This is a genomic window from Streptomyces zinciresistens K42, assembly GCF_000225525.1.
GTDB lineage: Bacteria > Actinomycetota > Actinomycetes > Streptomycetales > Streptomycetaceae > Streptomyces > Streptomyces zinciresistens.
Genome location: NZ_AGBF01000065.1, coordinates 15,968 through 31,299, shown reverse-complemented (window position 1 = coordinate 31,299; position 15,332 = coordinate 15,968). Strand labels below are relative to the sequence as shown.

At 74.5% G+C, this 15,332-nt stretch carries 14 protein-coding genes and 1 pseudogene; 10 read left to right on the top strand and 5 right to left on the bottom strand.

The features are described 5' to 3' along the window. Positions 1-843 (bottom strand): ANTAR domain-containing protein (locus SZN_RS19075; RefSeq protein ID WP_007497481.1); only part of this gene is annotated, 843 nt, incomplete at its 3' end. Between the two features lie 353 nt (positions 844-1,196). On the opposite strand from SZN_RS19075, the gene SZN_RS19070 reads away from it, so the two are divergent. Both SZN_RS19070 and SZN_RS19065 read left to right on the top strand, forming a co-directional pair. Further along, complete coding sequence (locus SZN_RS19070; RefSeq protein WP_007497479.1) at positions 1,197-1,442, top strand: DUF5133 domain-containing protein; 246 nt, start codon at positions 1,197-1,199, stop codon at positions 1,440-1,442. 310 nt (positions 1,443-1,752) lie between these two features. Beyond that, positions 1,753-2,412 (top strand): DUF1707 SHOCT-like domain-containing protein, encoded by a 660-nt coding sequence (locus tag SZN_RS19065; RefSeq protein ID WP_007497475.1) that lies wholly within the window; start codon positions 1,753-1,755, stop codon positions 2,410-2,412. 147 nt (positions 2,413-2,559) lie between these two features. Here the strand turns inward: SZN_RS19065 and SZN_RS19060 are convergent, their stop codons facing one another. Then, complete coding sequence (locus SZN_RS19060) at positions 2,560-4,584, bottom strand: AfsR/SARP family transcriptional regulator (protein WP_007497473.1); 2,025 nt, start codon at positions 4,582-4,584, stop codon at positions 2,560-2,562. A gap of 158 nt (positions 4,585-4,742) precedes the next feature. Here SZN_RS19060 and SZN_RS19055 point away from each other — a divergent pair, with 158 nt between their 5' ends. Both SZN_RS19055 and SZN_RS19050 read left to right on the top strand, forming a co-directional pair. Next, on the top strand, positions 4,743-5,624 hold the full coding sequence (locus tag SZN_RS19055) for an alpha/beta hydrolase (protein WP_007497471.1): 882 nt from the start codon (positions 4,743-4,745) through the stop codon (positions 5,622-5,624). Between the two features lie 381 nt (positions 5,625-6,005). Beyond that, complete coding sequence (locus SZN_RS19050) at positions 6,006-7,361, top strand: PP2C family protein-serine/threonine phosphatase (protein WP_007497469.1); 1,356 nt, start codon at positions 6,006-6,008, stop codon at positions 7,359-7,361. Positions 7,362-7,383: 22 nt separating this feature from the next. On the opposite strand, the gene SZN_RS19045 is transcribed toward SZN_RS19050, so the two are convergent. Next, positions 7,384-7,716 carry an ANTAR domain-containing protein gene (locus tag SZN_RS19045; RefSeq protein ID WP_007497468.1) on the bottom strand — a complete coding sequence of 111 codons (333 nt, stop codon included), beginning with the start codon at positions 7,714-7,716 and terminating at the stop codon, positions 7,384-7,386. Between the two features lie 378 nt (positions 7,717-8,094). Here SZN_RS19045 and SZN_RS19040 point away from each other — a divergent pair, with 378 nt between their 5' ends. Together SZN_RS19040 and SZN_RS19035 are read left to right on the top strand one after the other, a co-directional pair. Beyond that, on the top strand, positions 8,095-8,442 hold the full coding sequence (locus tag SZN_RS19040) for an STAS domain-containing protein (RefSeq protein WP_007497465.1): 348 nt from the start codon (positions 8,095-8,097) through the stop codon (positions 8,440-8,442). A gap of 231 nt (positions 8,443-8,673) precedes the next feature. Next, a complete protein-coding gene (locus SZN_RS19035) occupies positions 8,674-9,132 on the top strand; it encodes an ATP-binding protein (RefSeq protein WP_007497463.1) in 459 nt (152 codons plus the stop codon). A 25-nt stretch (positions 9,133-9,157) separates the two neighbouring features. Here the strand turns inward: SZN_RS19035 and SZN_RS19030 are convergent, their stop codons facing one another. Beyond that, complete coding sequence (locus tag SZN_RS19030; protein ID WP_086021411.1) at positions 9,158-10,339, bottom strand: PP2C family protein-serine/threonine phosphatase; 1,182 nt, start codon at positions 10,337-10,339, stop codon at positions 9,158-9,160. Positions 10,340-10,377: 38 nt separating this feature from the next. Beyond that, positions 10,378-11,958, bottom strand: a complete 1,581-nt coding sequence (locus SZN_RS19025; protein WP_007497459.1) for a sensor histidine kinase — start codon at positions 11,956-11,958, stop codon at positions 10,378-10,380. A gap of 121 nt (positions 11,959-12,079) precedes the next feature. On the opposite strand from SZN_RS19025, the gene SZN_RS19020 reads away from it, so the two are divergent. The 4 genes and pseudogenes from SZN_RS19020 (at position 12,080) to SZN_RS19005 (ending at position 14,923) form a co-directional block, all read left to right on the top strand. Further along, positions 12,080-12,448, top strand: coding sequence for a hypothetical protein (locus tag SZN_RS19020; protein ID WP_244313391.1), 369 nt, complete (start codon positions 12,080-12,082; stop codon positions 12,446-12,448). Positions 12,449-12,451: 3 nt separating this feature from the next. Continuing rightward, positions 12,452-12,886 carry a response regulator gene (locus SZN_RS19015; protein WP_007497455.1) on the top strand — a complete coding sequence of 145 codons (435 nt, stop codon included), beginning with the start codon at positions 12,452-12,454 and terminating at the stop codon, positions 12,884-12,886. 289 nt (positions 12,887-13,175) lie between these two features. Then, a pseudogene (locus tag SZN_RS19010) lies at positions 13,176-14,449 on the top strand (ferredoxin reductase family protein). Positions 14,450-14,629: 180 nt separating this feature from the next. Beyond that, positions 14,630-14,923 carry a hypothetical protein gene (locus SZN_RS19005; RefSeq protein ID WP_063741761.1) on the top strand — a complete coding sequence of 98 codons (294 nt, stop codon included), beginning with the start codon at positions 14,630-14,632 and terminating at the stop codon, positions 14,921-14,923. Positions 14,924-15,332: the final 409 nt, after the last annotated feature.

Sequence of the window (15,332 nt, the reverse complement as noted above, 5' to 3'; positions counted from 1 at the left end):
GGCGTGGAGTTCCTCCAGGGCGTCGAGGACAAGGGTGCGGCGATGCCAGGACAGCCACCGGCCGAGCGCCGCCGCGCCGGTGTCCAGGGCGGTGTGCCGGGAGCGGCTGAGGCCGGCGAGCGGCCGGGCGTGGTGCGAGGAGATCACCGCGAGGAGGGCGCCGCGCTCGTCCAGGACCGGGACGCTGTGGCAGGCGCGGCTCCCGGCGTGCAGGATCACGCGCCGTGAGGTCTCGTCGAAGACCTCGGCGCGGGCGACGTCGCGGACGAGGACCTGTGCCCGCTCCGTGGCGGCCTGGGCGCAGGCCGTCGTGCCGTCCTCGACGAACGCGAAGTAGTCCGTGAACTGCCGGTCGAGCCCGCGGTGTCTGTCCAGGCGCAGCAGCCCGCTCTCCGCGAGCTGCACGTTGCCCATGTCGGTCTCCATGACCTCCAGCGCGCGGGTCAGCGCGGCGCCGAGCGCCGCGCCCTTCGACGCCGTGGCCGGGTCGGCGTCGGCGGCCGGTGCGACACCCGCGAGGCCGGGCGGCCCGCTGCGGGCGCGGCCCGGGAACCACCGCGGTGCGCCGTGGTCGGGGCCGGGCACGCGGACCACCGCGTCGGCGAGGGTGTGCAGCTTGATGTTGTGCTTCTGCGAGCAGTTCCTCAGCAGTTCGAAGCCGTCCGCGGGCGCGGGGAGTCCGTAGCGCTCCATGAGGATGCCCTCGGCGGCGGAGACGGCCGAACGGGCGAGCATCCTGTTGCGCAGGGCGATCTCCTCGCGCCACAGCGGCTGCGGGTCCTGCCGGGCACGCCCGTCCGGCAGGTCGGCGGACCCGGTGAAGGCGCCGGGTTCCCGGCTCATCGAGACCGGCCTCCTCCAAGTGGCGGACGCTCGCGGGGAACACGGAACAGGGCATCCGGATGCACAGGCATCGACCGAGCCTAACCCGTTCCGTACCGGTACGGAGGAGCGCGGGGGCGGCCGAGCCGCAGTGCGCGCCCCCGGTCCGGACCCTGGCCGGGCATCCGGCGCGGATCCCCCGTCGGGAGGATGTGCACGTCTTGCAGGCATAGATCTTCACAACCCGGGGCACTTGGGGTTCTGCTCGGCTGCTGCTGCGCCGCACGGCGCGCCAGCGTCAGGAGCTTGCCCGCAGCCCGTTCCTCGCGGTGGCGTCGCCGCCTTGCGAGCTGTGCTTTGAAAGAGGAATCTTGATGATCCTTCCGGCGGAGAAGGAACTGCGCGCCGCGCTCGCCCGGTTCGCCCAGGCCCGTATCGAACACGACGTGATCCCCACGGGCCGCACCAGCGGCGCGCTGGAGGACGCCACGTACACGCTGTGCGTGATGACCGGGACCCGGACCGCCGACCATGCCCTGAGCGCGGCCGACGCGCTGATGGAGCGATACCGCGCCGAACGCGGTGAAGCGGCCCGGGAGGACGAGACGCTGGCGGCGTAGCGGAGGGACGTGCCCGTGAGCGAGGCGGCGGAACGCGGGCCCGCTGTCATGGCGGAGCCTTCCGGACGCCGGGCGTGCGGGAGTCGACCTGGCCCAGGAGAACGGTTGTTGACGCGTGCCGGCCTCGGCATGATGGGTTCCGGGCGCCAAGTGCGCTTCTCTGCAAGGGGGTTCGGGTGCCGGGTGCGGATGTGCGGGCTCGCTCCGCCCCCGCCCGGCCCGGCTCGCGCTTGTGTCGCGATATAGCGCTAGTCTGCTCATTCCGTGGCCGAAGGTGGCGCGGGGACGAGCGACGGAGCGGGGCGGGACGATGCCGGGAGAGATCACACCCACCGGGGAGCACGGCGATTCCGGCGTGCCGCCGGGCGTGCGGGCCTCGCACGCGGACCGCGACCGGACGGTGGACGTGCTCCGCGTCGCGGCGGGGGACGGCCTGCTGAGCGCGGACGAGCTGGACGAGCGGCTGGAGGCGGCGCTCACCGCGCGCACCCTCGGCGACCTGTCCGCGCTCTGCGCAGACCTGCCGGGCGCGCGGGCCGGGGCGGACGCCGAGGCCAAGGACCTGGTCCGGATCGAACAGGTCCACAGCGGCCCGGTCGAGCGCGCGGGGCGCTGGGTCGTGCCGCGGCGCCTGGAACTCGCGGTGACGTACGGCCAGGTGACGCTGGACTTCACCGACGCGGTCATCACCCACGGCACCCTGCGGATCGACGTCGCCATGGCCGGCAGGACCCTGAAGCTGATCACGCGGCCGGGCATCGTCGTCGACACCGACGGCCTGGTTCTCGTGCACAGCAAGGTCCGCCACCGCCCCGCCCCCGCGGACCCCGGCGCCCCGGTCGCGCTGCGGGTGGAGCTGGTCGGCCAGAAGGCGTTCGGCCGCGTGGTGGTACGGCCCCGGCGCCGCACGCCGTTGCAGTGGCTGCTGCGCCGGACCGGTGGGCGGCCGTCCGCGCCCGGGTCCGGGTGACGGCCGGGCCAGGGCCTCCTCGGCGGGGTGCAGATGCCGGGCGACCGGTCCGCGGGAGACGGGTCCGCCGGTCACCCGGGCCGGCTGCGCGTGCGGACGCGCCGCCGGGGCGTACACGCGTGCGCGGTCCCGGGCCGGTCGTGCTGCTCAGGCCAGGGCCTCCTCGGCGGCGTGCAGATGCCGGGCGACCGGTCCGAAGGAGATCAGGCCGCCGGCCGCCCCGGCCGACTCCGCCCGCGCGGGGGCGAGTTCCTCGACCGCCCGCCGCAGGACCGGCAGATGGCCCACGGCGCCGGCGGCTCGGGCGAGCAGACACCACAGCGCTTCCTGGAGCAGGTCGTGCGGGGGACGGCGGACCCGGTCCAGGGCCTGCCGTGCCCGGTCGGCGGAGCCCGCGGCGGCCAGCAGCAGCGGGGTCAGCCACGGCTCGTACGGGCCGGCGTCGAGTCGGGCGAACTCCTCCGGCGACGGCAGGGCGCCGTCGGCGCGCAGCACGGGCACGAGTGCCACGAGCGCCTCGGTTCCCCGGGCCAGGCCGGGCATCCCGCAGCCCGCGGTGGCCTCCAGCGCCCGCGCGTACAGCGGGCGCGCGGCCCGCCAGCCGTCCGTCTCGCACGCGCGCAACGCGGCGAACCACGCCGTGAACACGCCCGCCAGGGGCCGTTCGTGGCGTGCGGCCAGCCGGTCCGCGGCCTCCGCCTCGGCCGCCGCGGCGTCGAGATCGCCCAGCCCGGCGAGGGCCTGGAGCCGCATCAGGCGGCCCAGCACCTCATGGCCGGGCAGATGATGCCCGGCGGAGAGGCGGACCAGTTCCCGGCCGGTCGCCTCACGGCCCGCGCAGCCGCCGCACCGGCCGAAGGACTGCATGAAGGCGCCGTTGAGCGCGAAGGCGAGCAGCGCGGGGTCGCCCGACAGCCTGGCGAGCCGGACCGCCTCCTCGGCGGCCCGCTCCGCCCGTGCCCGCCAGGGTTCGCGGACCGGCGGTCCCGCCGCACCGGCGAGGGGGCCGTCGGCCGCCGCGTCGCCCCGGGACTCGACGGCGACGACCGACAGCAGGCGGGCCCGCAGCGCCGGTGACCGGCCGGGGTCGAGCGACGCGGCGGCTCGGGCGGCGGCGCGGACCAGCCGGGCCGCTCCCTCGGGGTCGTCGGCGCGCGTCCACACGGCGGGCACGTCGTAGGAGCCGATGATCCGGGCCGTCAGTTCGGCGTCCCCCGTGGCCTCGGCCGCGGCGACGACCTCCTGCCGGTGCCGGTGCGCCTCCTCCAGCCCCTCGGACCCGGTGACGGCGAGATCGCGCAGCAGTCCGGCGGTGGCGTGCAGCCGCGCCGGTGAGCGGGCCGGGACCGAGCGCTCCCACGCCGCCGCCGCGCTGCTCCAGACGCCGTCGGCGATCCCGGCCGGCACGTCGGCGCCGGCCCCGGGACGCTCGCGGAGAATGCGCGCCTCGGCCCGGACGAGCCCCGGACCCGGATCGGTGCCGAGTTCCTCGGCGAGGACGCGCCGGGCACGCCGCAGGGCCGCGAGGGCGTCGCCGCGGCGGCCGGAGCGGTCCAGCGCGGTCGCCAGCAGTACCCAGCCGTCCTCCCGCCACGGGTGCGCGGCGACATGCGCCTCCAGGTCCACGGCCGCCTCCCGGACACTTCCGGTGGCGAGCAGGGCGTCCGCGCGGCGCTCGACGGCGTTCAGGCGCAGCGCCTCCAGCCGGGCGCGGTCCGCTCCCGCCCACGGGGCCGAGGGGAAGTCGGCGAGCACCGGGCCGCGCCACAGGGCCAGCGCCGCGTCCCACAGCGCGACGGCCGCCCGCGGCGGCGCCGCGCCGGCCCGCTCCACCGTCGCCTCGAAGCGCCACGCGTCCACCGCGTCCCGGTTCGCGTGCAGCACGTACCCGGGCCCCTGGGTCACCAGCAGCCGGGAGGGCCGGCGCGGCGGGCGATCCGGTTCCAGCGCGCGGCGCAGCGCGGCGACGAACGTACGCACCGCGCCCACCGCGCCCGCCGGCGGCTCCTGCGGCCACAGGTCGGCGACCAGTCGGTCCACCGGCACCACCCGGCCCCGCGCCACCAGCAGCCGGCCCAGCACCTCACGGTGCCGGGGCGCCCCGAGCGCGACGGCATCACCGGCAGCGTCCCAGGCGGCCACCGGGCCCAGCACTCCGAACGCGAGACGCACCGCACGGTCCCTTCCCGGGGAGGGCGACCGGCTCGCGGCGCCCTCCCGGACACTCATCGATCGCTGATCCGCGGCCCCGAGCCTGGAGGCGTCCCCGGACGGACACGGACCCCGGCGGTCCGCGCGTCCACTGTGTCACGACCTACAGGAGACCCCTCTTGTCCCCGCTGAGCATCCCCGGATTCACCGAGCACCGCGTACGCGTCGACGACGACGTGTCCCTGCACGCCGAGGTCGGCGGCAGCGGCAGCCCCGTCGTCCTGCTGCACGGCTTCCCGCAGACGCGTCTGATGTGGCGGCACGTCGCGGCCGACCTCGCCGCCGACCACACCGTCATCTGCCCCGACCTGCGCGGCTACGGCGCCAGCGACAAGCCCGCCGCGACCACGCCCGACGTCTACGCCAAGCGCACCATGGCCCGGGACGCCGTACGGCTCGCCGCGGCCCTCGGGCACGAGCGGTTCACGCTCGCCGGACACGACCGCGGCGCCCTCGTCGCCTTCCGGGCCGCCATGGACCACCCGGACGCGGTGTCCGGCGCGCTCCTCCTCGACGTCCTGCCGACCCCCGACATGTGGGAGGCGCTGCGCGGGGTGTCCGGTGCGGTCGGTTTCCACCTGTATCTGACGGCCCAGGCCCCCGGTCTGCCCGAGGCGATGATCCAGGGGGCGGCCGACACCTTCTTCGCCCACTTCCTCGACGCCTGGACCAAGGACGCGAGGGCCCTGCCCGCCGACGTGCGGCGCCACTACCTCGACGCCTCCGCTGCGGCCGTGCCCTCCATCGTGGCCGACTACCGAGCCTCCGCGGGCATCGACCTCGAACACGACAGCGCCGACCGCGCGGCGGGCAACCGGCTCGCCCAGCCGGTCACCGTCCTCCAGCAGGACTGGGGAGCCGCGCTCGGCTACCACGCCGAGGGCCTGTGGCGGGCATGGGCCTCCGACCTGCGCCACCGCACCGTCTCGTGCGGCCACTTCATGGCCGAGGAGGACCCGCGGCTGATCGCCGCGGAGATCCGCGCGCTCACCCGGCGCTGACCCGCCCGGCCCGCGCCCCGGGACGGCTCCGCGGCCGCCCGGGGCGCCGCCCGCCGACGCCCCGGCGCGATGCCGGACACCGGGCGGGGACCGCTCCCACCCGGTCCGCACGGAGGGGCCGCACGGGAGAACGCCTGTGCTACAAATGACGCTGCGGCACTCGTGGCCGCACGGTCGGTTGTTGGGGAAACAGCAGCCTCACCAGGTAGTTCCCCACATCGTCACGCACCGACCGCAGCAACGGCGCTCGCCCGGCACCCCACCCGTACCGGGCGAACGCCCCCGCCCGGCCCCACGCCGTCCGCCCCACCGGGACAGCGCGCCGCCGGGCCGCGACCGCACCGTTCTGCGCACCGCTGCACGGATCGACAAGGAGCGGTCATGGCCGACATCACCACCTGCCCCGAGGCCCTGCTCGCCGCCCCCCTGCCCGCCGCTCTCCCGGTACGCGCCCTCTCGGAGCTGGAGCGGCTCGCCCTGCTCGCCGAGACCACCGCCCAGCTCATCTCCAACAACGACGTGGACGAGGCGCTGCACCGGGTGGTCGCCCTGGTGCTGCCCCGTCTCGCGGACTGGGCCGTCATCGACATGATCACCGAGAGCGGCGACGTCTCCCGGCACCTGGTGGTCCACGCCGACGCGACGGGACTCACGGTCCGCGACGATCTGCAAGGACCGATGCCGCCGGTGTCCGACGCGTCCCCGATGCCCCTGTCCCGGGCGCTGCGGGGCGTCGCCTCGAACCTCGCCGGCCCGCAGACCTACGAGGGCTCACCGGACAGCGGGATCGCCGTGGAGCAGCGCAAGCTGTTCAAGGTCACCGGCATCAGGACCGCCTGCATCGCACCCGTGCGGGGCCCGCGCGAAGTGCTCGGCGCGCTCACCCTCGGCCGCTCCGACCAGGCCGAGACCTTCACCCTGGACGATCTGGCGCTGCTGGAGGACATCGCCCGGCGCATCGGACTGGCCCTGGAGAACGCCCGCCACTTCCAGCGCCAGCGCCAGGTCGCCGAGACGATGCAGCGCTACCTGCTGCCGCAGCTGCCGTATCTGCCGGGTGCCGCGATGACCGCGCGCTACCTGTCCGCGCCGGACGCCTCCTACGTCGGCGGCGACTGGTACGACGCCTTCGCCCTCCCCGGCGGCGACACCGCGCTGGTCGTCGGCGACGTCGTCGGCCACGACCTCGAAGCGGCGGCCGGGATGGCCCAGCTGCGCAACATGCTGCGCGCCTTCACCTGGTCGCGGGACCAGCCGACGCACCGCATCGTCCAGCATCTGAACGAAGCCATGACGCAGATCACCGACGTGCGCATGGCGACCATGATCCTGGCCCGGCTCTCGGTCGACGCCGCCGGGGCCTGGCACCTGCGGTGGAGCAGTGCCGGCCATCCGCCGCCGCTGCTCGTCACCCGCGACGGGCTGACCCGCTACCTCACCGATGCCAACGGGCTGCTGCTCGGGCTCGCCGGCGACCGGCCGCGCACCGAGGCCGCCGTCGTCCTGCCCGCCGGATCCACGCTGGTCTTCTACACGGACGGCCTCATCGAGTCCCGCCGGCAGCCCCTGGACGCCGGAATGGAGAACCTGCGCCGGCACGCCGCGTCCCTGGTCCACCGGGACCTGGACGCCTTCGCCGACGAACTGCTGCGACGCGCCAGACCGCACGACAACGACGACGACGTCGCCCTGCTGGTCCTGCGCCTCCCCCTGGCCGCCGCGGGCGAGGAGAGCTGACCCGGCGCCGCGCCGGCCGCCCTCAGCGCCGGTAGCGGGCGATCGCCCGGCGCAGTTCCAGCCGCTCGGCCTCCGGCAGCTCGGCCCCCTGGGCGAACGCGAGGACGTGCTCGGCCACCGTGCGCAGCTTGGTGTTGGTGCGCTGGGACACGTCGCGCAGGGCCCGCCACGCCTCCTCCGGGGCGATCTGCCCCAGGGCCACGACCGCGCCGAGCGCCTGGTCCACGACGGCGTGGGACGCCACGGCCCGCCGGAGTTGCTCGCACTCCCGTTCCAGCCGCTCGTTCTCCGTCGCGAGATCGGCGGCCGACAGGAGCGTCAGCGGCCGCGAGCGGGAGATCGCGAAGAAGGCCATCAGTCACCCGGCGGGGAGGTCGTCGGCGGCCCGAGCGCGCCGCGCACCGCCCCCGGCCGGGGGCCGAAGTGCCGGGTCGGGGGCTGGGGAGCCGGCTGGTCGAACCCTTGCGCGTACCGCGGTCGGGTGTCCGGTCGTATGAGGCGCGCGGTCCGCCCTGAGGGGAACAGTCCGGTTCTTCACACGACGAGCATGGCCCAAACAGTTGTCGTCGTGCAACGATGAGAGGACCGAGACTGACCGGTGCGACGTACTGGTCAGGGGTTCTGGACGTTGCCCCCACCCCGGGCATTCAGCTCCCGCCATCGTCGACCCGCCCGGTCAGCACGGGCGTCTCGCCTTTGGGCTCAAAACCCCCGTGAGAGGGGGCCGCCCACCATGGTGATCACCACCACGACCATCGACGGCACCACCGCCCGCGTACGCCCCTACGGAGCGATCGACCACGACACCCTCCCCGCGGTGCGCGAGGCGGTGACCGCGCTGCCGCTCCAGGTGACCGACGTGGTCTGGGACATGCGCGACGTCCCGTTCATGGACGCCGCCGGACTGCATCTGCTCACCGACACACCGGCCGGCCCGCGCAGGCACCCCGCGCGGCGGACCGCGGCCGTGGAGCGGCTGACCCCGCAGCCGCTCTGGCTGCTGCACCTGGCGGCCGCCCTCTTCCCGACCGCGGGCTTCGACCGGCTGCTGGCCGAGATTCCCCCCTACCAGGCGGCCTGACCCCGCCTGCCGCGCGGTACCTCCGGCGGCCCGCCCGATGCCCCCTGACCGGCGCGGACCCTCCGTGTGCGCTCGACGGCACCGGCCCGCGGCGGCAGGAGGTCTATTCTGCTCGGAATCGGCAGCCGGATGCACCCGGGGCCCCTGTGTGATGCGAAACTGGCGTACGACAGGCATACGCAGGGGTGCGGGCGGGAACCGGGTGGTGACCGTGGACGGGGAATGAGGACGATGCCGGTGAAGGGGCACCACCAAGAGCGATCCACCGAGCCCGAGGCGCCCCTGGCACGGGCGCGCCATCTGCTCGGCGCCGGCGCCTCCATCTCCGAAGCCCGCCACCACGCCGCCGCGTTCCTCGACCGGGCCCGCGCCGACAACGGCCTCGACGTCTCCGACCGCGCCTCGGACATCGTCCAGCTGGTCGTCAGCGAACTGGTCACCAACGCCTACAAGTACGCGCCCGGCCCGGTGCGGCTGGAGCTGCGCCTGACCGCCCACGCCGTCGACATCGTCGTCAGGGACGGCGACCCCACGGTCCCGGCGGCCCGTACGGCCGACCCGCGCCGCGTGGGGCAGCACGGCCTGGAGATCGTCAGCGCCGTCTCCGAGGCGCTGGAGGTGGCCGTGGAGCCGCACGGCAAGAGCATCACCGCCCGCATCGCCCTGTCGGACGCGCCCACCCGCGCCTGACACGGCCGCACGCGGGCGAGCCCGGTCAGGCCCGCTTCTCCCCCCGCGCCTCCGGGGCCGCGGGGGCCGTGACGGACGCGCTCGTGTTCCAGTCCAGGCGCAGGACGGCGAGGTCGTCGGTGTGCCGGTCGGCGTTGAGGGTCCGGGTCCGCGCGATGAGCCGGTCGAGGTGGGCCCCCGGGTCGGGAGCCTCGATGGTGTGGATGATGCGCAGCAGCCCCTCGACCCCGAGCCGGCCGCTGGCGTCGTCCGCGAAGCCCTCTATGAGCCCGTCGGTGTAGGCGACGAGCGCGCCGCGGGCGGGCAGGGAGAACGTGGTCGGCGGCCACTTCCCGATGCCCGGGGCCACCCCGAGGGCTATGCCGTGGGCCGCGGTCACCTCCTCGACGCCGCCCGCGGTCATCAGCAGGGGCTCGTGGTGGCCGGCGAGGTGCAGGGTGCACGTCGCCGTCGCGGGGTCCAGTGTGATCAGCGTGCAGGTGGCGAACAGGTCGTGGCCCGTGCGTTCGGCGATGTGGATGCGCTCCAGCAGATGCAGCAGGTGCTGGTCGCGGTGGCCGCCCAGGGTGAGGGCGCGCCAGGCGATGCGCAGGCAGACGCCGAGTGCCGCCGCGTCCGGACCGTGTCCGCTGACGTCCCCGATCACCGCGTGGACCTGCCCGTCGTCGGTCTGCACGACGTCCAGGAAGTCGCCGCCGAGCAGGGCCTGCGTCCGGCCCGGGTAGTAGCGGCTGGACGCCGTGACGGCGGCCGACTCCAGGAGCGGTTCGGGCAGCAGGCCGCGTTCCAGACGGGCGTTCTCCTCGGCGCGCAACTGGCCGATCTGGAGCGCCGCGTTGGTGCGCTCGACCTGCTTTCGCTGAACGGCGTAGCGCACCGCCCGCTGCATCAGATCGGGCTCGACCTTGCCCTTGACGAGATAGTCCTGCGCGCCCGCGGCCAGCGCGTCGACCCCGGCGCGGGGTTCGGCCAGACCCGTCAGCACGATGATGGCGGCGTGGGTCGCCGGCTGCAGCGCCTGCACGGTCTCCATGCCCGATGCGTCCGGCAGGTGCAGGTCGAGCAGGATGCAGTCGACGGTGCCCGAGGCCAGCGCCGCCCTGGCCTCGGCGGCCGTACGGCAGCGGGTCAGGCGGTGCGGGAGGTCGGTGTCGAGGAGCAGCTCCTCGACGAGCAGGGCGTCCCCGTCGTCGTCCTCCACGAGCATGATGTGGAACTGCTCGCGGCCCGGCCCGGCCTGGCCGGTCACGGCCGGGTCCCCGGGTCCGCGGCGTCGGGAGCGTCCGGGAGGGCGGAAGGAAGGGTGAAGACGACCCGGGTGCCCGGCCGGTGGTCCGGGTCGATGCCGATGGTCCCGTCGTGGAACTCGACGATCTTCTTGCACATGGCCAGGCCGATGCCGGTGCCGGGGTAGGCGTCCTTGGTGTGCAGACGCTGGAAGAGGATGAAGACCTTCTCCTGGAACTCCGGCTCGATACCGATGCCGTTGTCGCCCACCGCGAACCGCCAGTGGTCGCCCTCGGCGGCGGCGCTCACGTGGATGCGCGGGGCGCGGTCGGGGCTGTGGAACTTGACCGCGTTCGACAGCAGGTTCTGCCAGAGCATGCTGAGCTGTGTGGTGTCCCCCGAGACGGTGGGCAGCGGGTCGTGGGTGATCTCGGCGCCGCTCTCCTCGATCGCCATGCTGAGATTGCCCAGGGCGTCGTCCAGCACCCGTTGCAGGTCCACGCTCTGGTGTTCGTTGTGCACCCGGCCGACCCGGGAGAAGGCCAGCAGGTCGTTGATGAGGACCTGCATGCGGTTGGCGCCGTCCACGGCGAAACCGATGTACTGGTCCGCGCGCTCGTCGAGTTGGCCGCCGTAGCGGCGCTGGAGGAGCTGGGTGAAGCTGGAGACCTTGCGCAGCGGCTCCTGCAGATCGTGGGAGGCGACGTACGCGAACTGCTCCAGCTCGGTGTTCGACCGCTTGAGGTCCGCCGCCTGCTCGTCGAGCAGCCCGCGGGACGCCTCACTGGACTCCAGTTCGGCCACCAGGCGCCGGCGCATCAGATCCACGTCGGAGGCCAGTTGCCGCAGATCGGCCGGGCCGGTGACGGTCAGCGAGCGGTCGAAGCGGCCGCGGGCGACGTCGCGGGCGGCCGCGCCGAGCGTGCTGATCGGTCCGGTGATCCCGCGCCGCATGCCCTCGAAGACGAGCACGGCGACGAGCAGGATGACCACGGCGATGCCGGTGAACATCCAGTTGCGCAGGGTGATCGCGTCCCGCAGGTCGCCGCTCGCCCCGGTGCGCCTGGCCTCCAGGTGGGTCTGCTGGCGCGTCATGGCGGCGCGCAGCCGGTCGAACGTGGCCTTGCCCTCCGCGGTCCGCGCCCCGGCGATCTTCACGACCTCCCCGGCCGTCGCGCTCGACAGCGGACCGGCGACGCGGTCGTGCCAGGTGCCGGCCAGCCTCTCCACCGCGGCCAGGTCCGCACGGCCCTGCGGGTCGCGGCTCAGCAGCGGCCGCAGGCGGGTGAGCGCCGCCGCCTCGTCCTTCAGGCCCTGCCGGTACGGCTCCAGGAACGCCGCACGGCCGGACAGGCCGTAGCCGCGGATACCGGTCTCCTGGTTGATCAGGGACGCCTCCAGCCGGATGGAGGCGACCAGCGCGGGCGAGCGCCGGTCCACGACCTGGGTCGTCAGCTGCGACGTACGCCACATCGCCCAGGTGCCCATCGACCCCAGCACGGCGAGGACGAGCAGGGTGGTGGCGACCCCCACCCGCAACCAGCGCCGGGTGGTCCAGGCGGACAACGCCCCCTCGGCGGGCGACGGCTTCCTGCTCATCGCGGTTCGTACTTCTCCCTAGAGCGCTCCGTACCGCGACTCCCCGCGCGGCACGCACACTGTACCCGCGGCACGACAACGCATGTTGTCCCCGGGGAGATCAACGGCCTAGGCTGGCGGCATGCCCGGACCCGGCTCCACAGCCCCTCCACCCGCCGGTGAGACGACCGCCCTGGTGAACCAGGTGCTGGACGAGCTCACCCGGCGCATGGCGCAGCTGGGCGGCACGCGCCCCGCGGAGCCCCCCGAGGTGCCCGGCGACGGGCTCCAGGGCGCACTCGCGTGCCTGCGGGTCCTGGCCGGCGTCAAGGAATGCGTCCGGGACCTGGAGGACGAGGCCGCGCACGCCGCAGCCGCCCACGGCGCCGGATATCCCGAGATCGGCCGGGCCGTGGACATGAGCCGACAAGGAGCCCGGCGCCGCTGGCCCGGACTGATCACCAACGACCCGCACCGCCCCGTCCTGCCACCACACCCCCGGAGCTCGTGAATCATGGCTGCCGCCGCCGCAATCCGCCCCTACGACGTCCTGCTCGTGGAGGACGACGCCGCCGACGCCCTGCTCATCCAGGACGCCCTCACCGAACGCGGAACCCGCAACCTCACCCAGGTCTCCGACGGCATCGCGGCCCTGGAGTTCCTGCGCGACCCCGGCAACGAGCGGCCGGACCTGATCGTCCTCGACCTCAACATGCCCCGCATGGGCGGACGCGAGTTCCTCGCCGTCGTCAAGGAGGACCCCGAGCTGCGCACCATCCCGGTCGTGGTCCTCACCACGTCCTCGGCCCCCGACGACGTCACCGGCGCCTACCACCACCACGCGAACGCCTACGTGACCAAGCCCGTCAACCTGGAGGAGTTCGAGGCGGCCGTCCGCAGCATCGACGCCTTCTACCTCGACATCGCCGTCAAGCCGCCCAAGTCCTGACCCGCGCGGGGGAGGGGCGCGCCCGCGCCCCGCGGCGTCCCCCGCGCCGAGGCCGCGGCACGCCGTGTCCGCGCCGTGGCCGATGCGTGTCCTTCCGGCGTGAACGCGGCGGCTCCCGCCGCCGTATCCCTCTGTGATCGGGACGGGGATCCGGCCGGATCCCTCGGTCTTCACGGGGTGGAAGCACACGGCCGCGCACACCGCGGCCCGGGGCGAGGGGCGAGTCATGAAGGCGGCGGACAACACGGTGCGCAGGGGCACCGTCGCGGTGGACGCGGCACGCTGGGCGATGTGGGCCTGGGTCGTCGTCAACGTGGTGATCGTCGAGGCGCTGTTCCTCGGCGCGGGCGAGGGCAAGAACGGCGTCCTCACCGTCGCCAGGTTCTTCGGCCTGCACGCGGCCCTGCTGATGCTGTGCCAACTGCTGCTGGTGGCCCGGCTGCCGTGGCTGGACCGCCGGATCGGAACGGACCGCCTCACGGTGTGGCACCGCTGGGTCGGCTTCCTGCTGCTGTGGACCGTCCTCACCCACGCGACGCTGGTGGTGCTCGGCTACGCCACACTCGACGACGCCTCCATGGGCGCGACGTTCGTCGCGCTCGGCGGCGTTCCGGCCTCGCTGCTCGGCATGCTCGCCGCGGCCCTCGTCGTCCTCGTCGGCGCGATCTCCACCCGGGCGGTGCGGCGCCGGCTGCGCTACGAGGTCTGGCACGGACTGCACCTGCTGCTCTACGTGGCCCTCGGCCTGGCGTTCGTCCACCAGTTGCAGGAGCGACGACCTTCACCTCCTCCGCGTTCGCCGTGGCCTACTGGTGGGTCCTGTGGCTGTTCTCCTTCGGCGCGCTGCTCGCGGGGCGGATCGTGATGCCGTTGTGGCGCAACGCCCGCCACCGGTTCCGGGTCGCGGCCGTCGTCCCCGAGTCGCCGGACGTCGTCTCGGTGTACGTCACGGGCCGCCACCTCGACCGACTCCCCGCTCGGGCGGGCCAGTTCTGCTTCTGGCGGTTCCCCGGGCACCAGCACTGGTGGCTCGCCAACCCCTTCTCGCTGTCGGCCGCGCCCGACGGCCGGGGCCTGCGCCTCACCGCCAAGGCGGTCGGCGGTGCCAGCGCCGCTCTGCGCGATCTCCCCGTCGGCGGGCGTGCCTTCGTCGAGGGACCGTACGGGGCCTTCACCTCGCTGCACCGGACCCGTCCGGGAGTCCTGCTGATCGCGGGAGGCGTGGGGATCACGCCGGTACGGTCGATGCTGGAGGAGCGGACGAGCGGCGACGTCGTCGTGCTGTACCGGGTCCGCAGCGAGGCCGACGCCGTACTGCTCGACGAGGTACGCCAGTTGGTGGATCAGCGGGGCGGCCGGCTGCACCTGCTCACCGGCCGGACGGCGCGGAGCGGCGTCCCGCCCTTCGCCGCGGGCAGCCTGCACCGGCTGGTCCCCGACGTCACCGACCGGGACGTGTACGTCTGCGGCCCGCCCGCGATGACGGCGGCCGTCCTCGCGGGCCTGCGCGAACTCCGCGTCCCCGCACGCCAGGTGCACGCGGAGAGGTTCGGCCTGGCCTGAGCCGGCGCCGTCCTCGCCGCCGGGCCGCGAGGAGCACCGTCCCCGCGGTACGGCTGTCCCGTCGCGGCGGCCCCGCCCGGTGAGCGGGGCCGGGCGCCCGGACCGTCCGGCCCTCGCAGGCTGATCCTCGCGGCCGCGACGCGTGAGGTGTGAGCGGGGCTCGTGGGGTACTAGGCCGTCATGGCTGTACACACAGATTCCCTCGGGTCCTGGCCGGTGGCGCGACAGTTGCGCCGGATGCGGGCGTGGTACGCCGCCGGTGTGCTGCTGTGGGCGGCGTCGAGTCTGGGCACGGCGTGGTCGTCCCCGGGCAGCCGCCCCATGTGGACGTCCGTGCTGCTTCTGGTGGTCTTCACCAGCCTGCTGGGGCTGTCCAGTTGGTGGCTCCGGAGCCTGAAGTCCGCCGAGTCGGCCGCGCGGGACGGCCGTTCGGTACCGCACGGAGCCGCCGCCGCGCGGCACGCCCGCGTCTGACACCCGGACGGGGCGGCGCGCGGCATCCCGCCGACCGGGCGCGCCGCCCTCCCCGGAACGAGCCGACGGGTGACGGCCTTCGACGTCACCCCTTCCGTTCTCCCGTGCCTTCGGGGCCTCCGGGCCTCGGGTCCTCCCGCCGCCCGCACGGGTGATTGAACGTTTCAAACGGCGGTCCGGGTCATCTGGGCCCCTGGGGCCGGACCCTGAGAGCGGGCGCCGATCGGCGCCGCCATCTCCCCTCATCTGCGTTTTTCACGCGAACTCCCCAAGTCGGCATCTGGCGTGCCCGGTTGAATGTGTGTGAGAAGTCTTGACGCTCGTGATGCCCGAGCTTAGCGTCTGCGCCTGCCGGATAAAACGATTCAATCAAGCGGCGGCGCAGCGCCTCGTCCCCCGGCCGGGCGCG

Bases quoted from the DNA above. Each gene is read 5' to 3' on its own strand.
- SZN_RS19070 (WP_007497479.1), top strand. From the start codon at position 1,197: ATGATCCTTCCGGCGGAGAAGGAACTGCGCGCCGCGCTCGCCCGGTTC.
- SZN_RS19065 (WP_007497475.1), top strand. From the start codon at position 1,753: ATGCCGGGAGAGATCACACCCACCGGGGAGCACGGCGATTCCGGCGTG.
- SZN_RS19050 (WP_007497469.1), top strand. From the start codon at position 6,006: ATGGCCGACATCACCACCTGCCCCGAGGCCCTGCTCGCCGCCCCCCTG.
- SZN_RS19045 (WP_007497468.1), bottom strand. From the start codon at position 7,716: ATGGCCTTCTTCGCGATCTCCCGCTCGCGGCCGCTGACGCTCCTGTCG.
- SZN_RS19040 (WP_007497465.1), top strand. From the start codon at position 8,095: ATGGTGATCACCACCACGACCATCGACGGCACCACCGCCCGCGTACGC.
- SZN_RS19035 (WP_007497463.1), top strand. From the start codon at position 8,674: ATGCCGGTGAAGGGGCACCACCAAGAGCGATCCACCGAGCCCGAGGCG.
- SZN_RS19030 (WP_086021411.1), bottom strand. From the start codon at position 10,339: ATGCTCGTGGAGGACGACGACGGGGACGCCCTGCTCGTCGAGGAGCTG.
- SZN_RS19025 (WP_007497459.1), bottom strand. From the start codon at position 11,958: ATGAGCAGGAAGCCGTCGCCCGCCGAGGGGGCGTTGTCCGCCTGGACC.
- SZN_RS19020 (WP_244313391.1), top strand. From the start codon at position 12,080: ATGCCCGGACCCGGCTCCACAGCCCCTCCACCCGCCGGTGAGACGACC.
- SZN_RS19015 (WP_007497455.1), top strand. From the start codon at position 12,452: ATGGCTGCCGCCGCCGCAATCCGCCCCTACGACGTCCTGCTCGTGGAG.
- SZN_RS19005 (WP_063741761.1), top strand. From the start codon at position 14,630: ATGGCTGTACACACAGATTCCCTCGGGTCCTGGCCGGTGGCGCGACAG.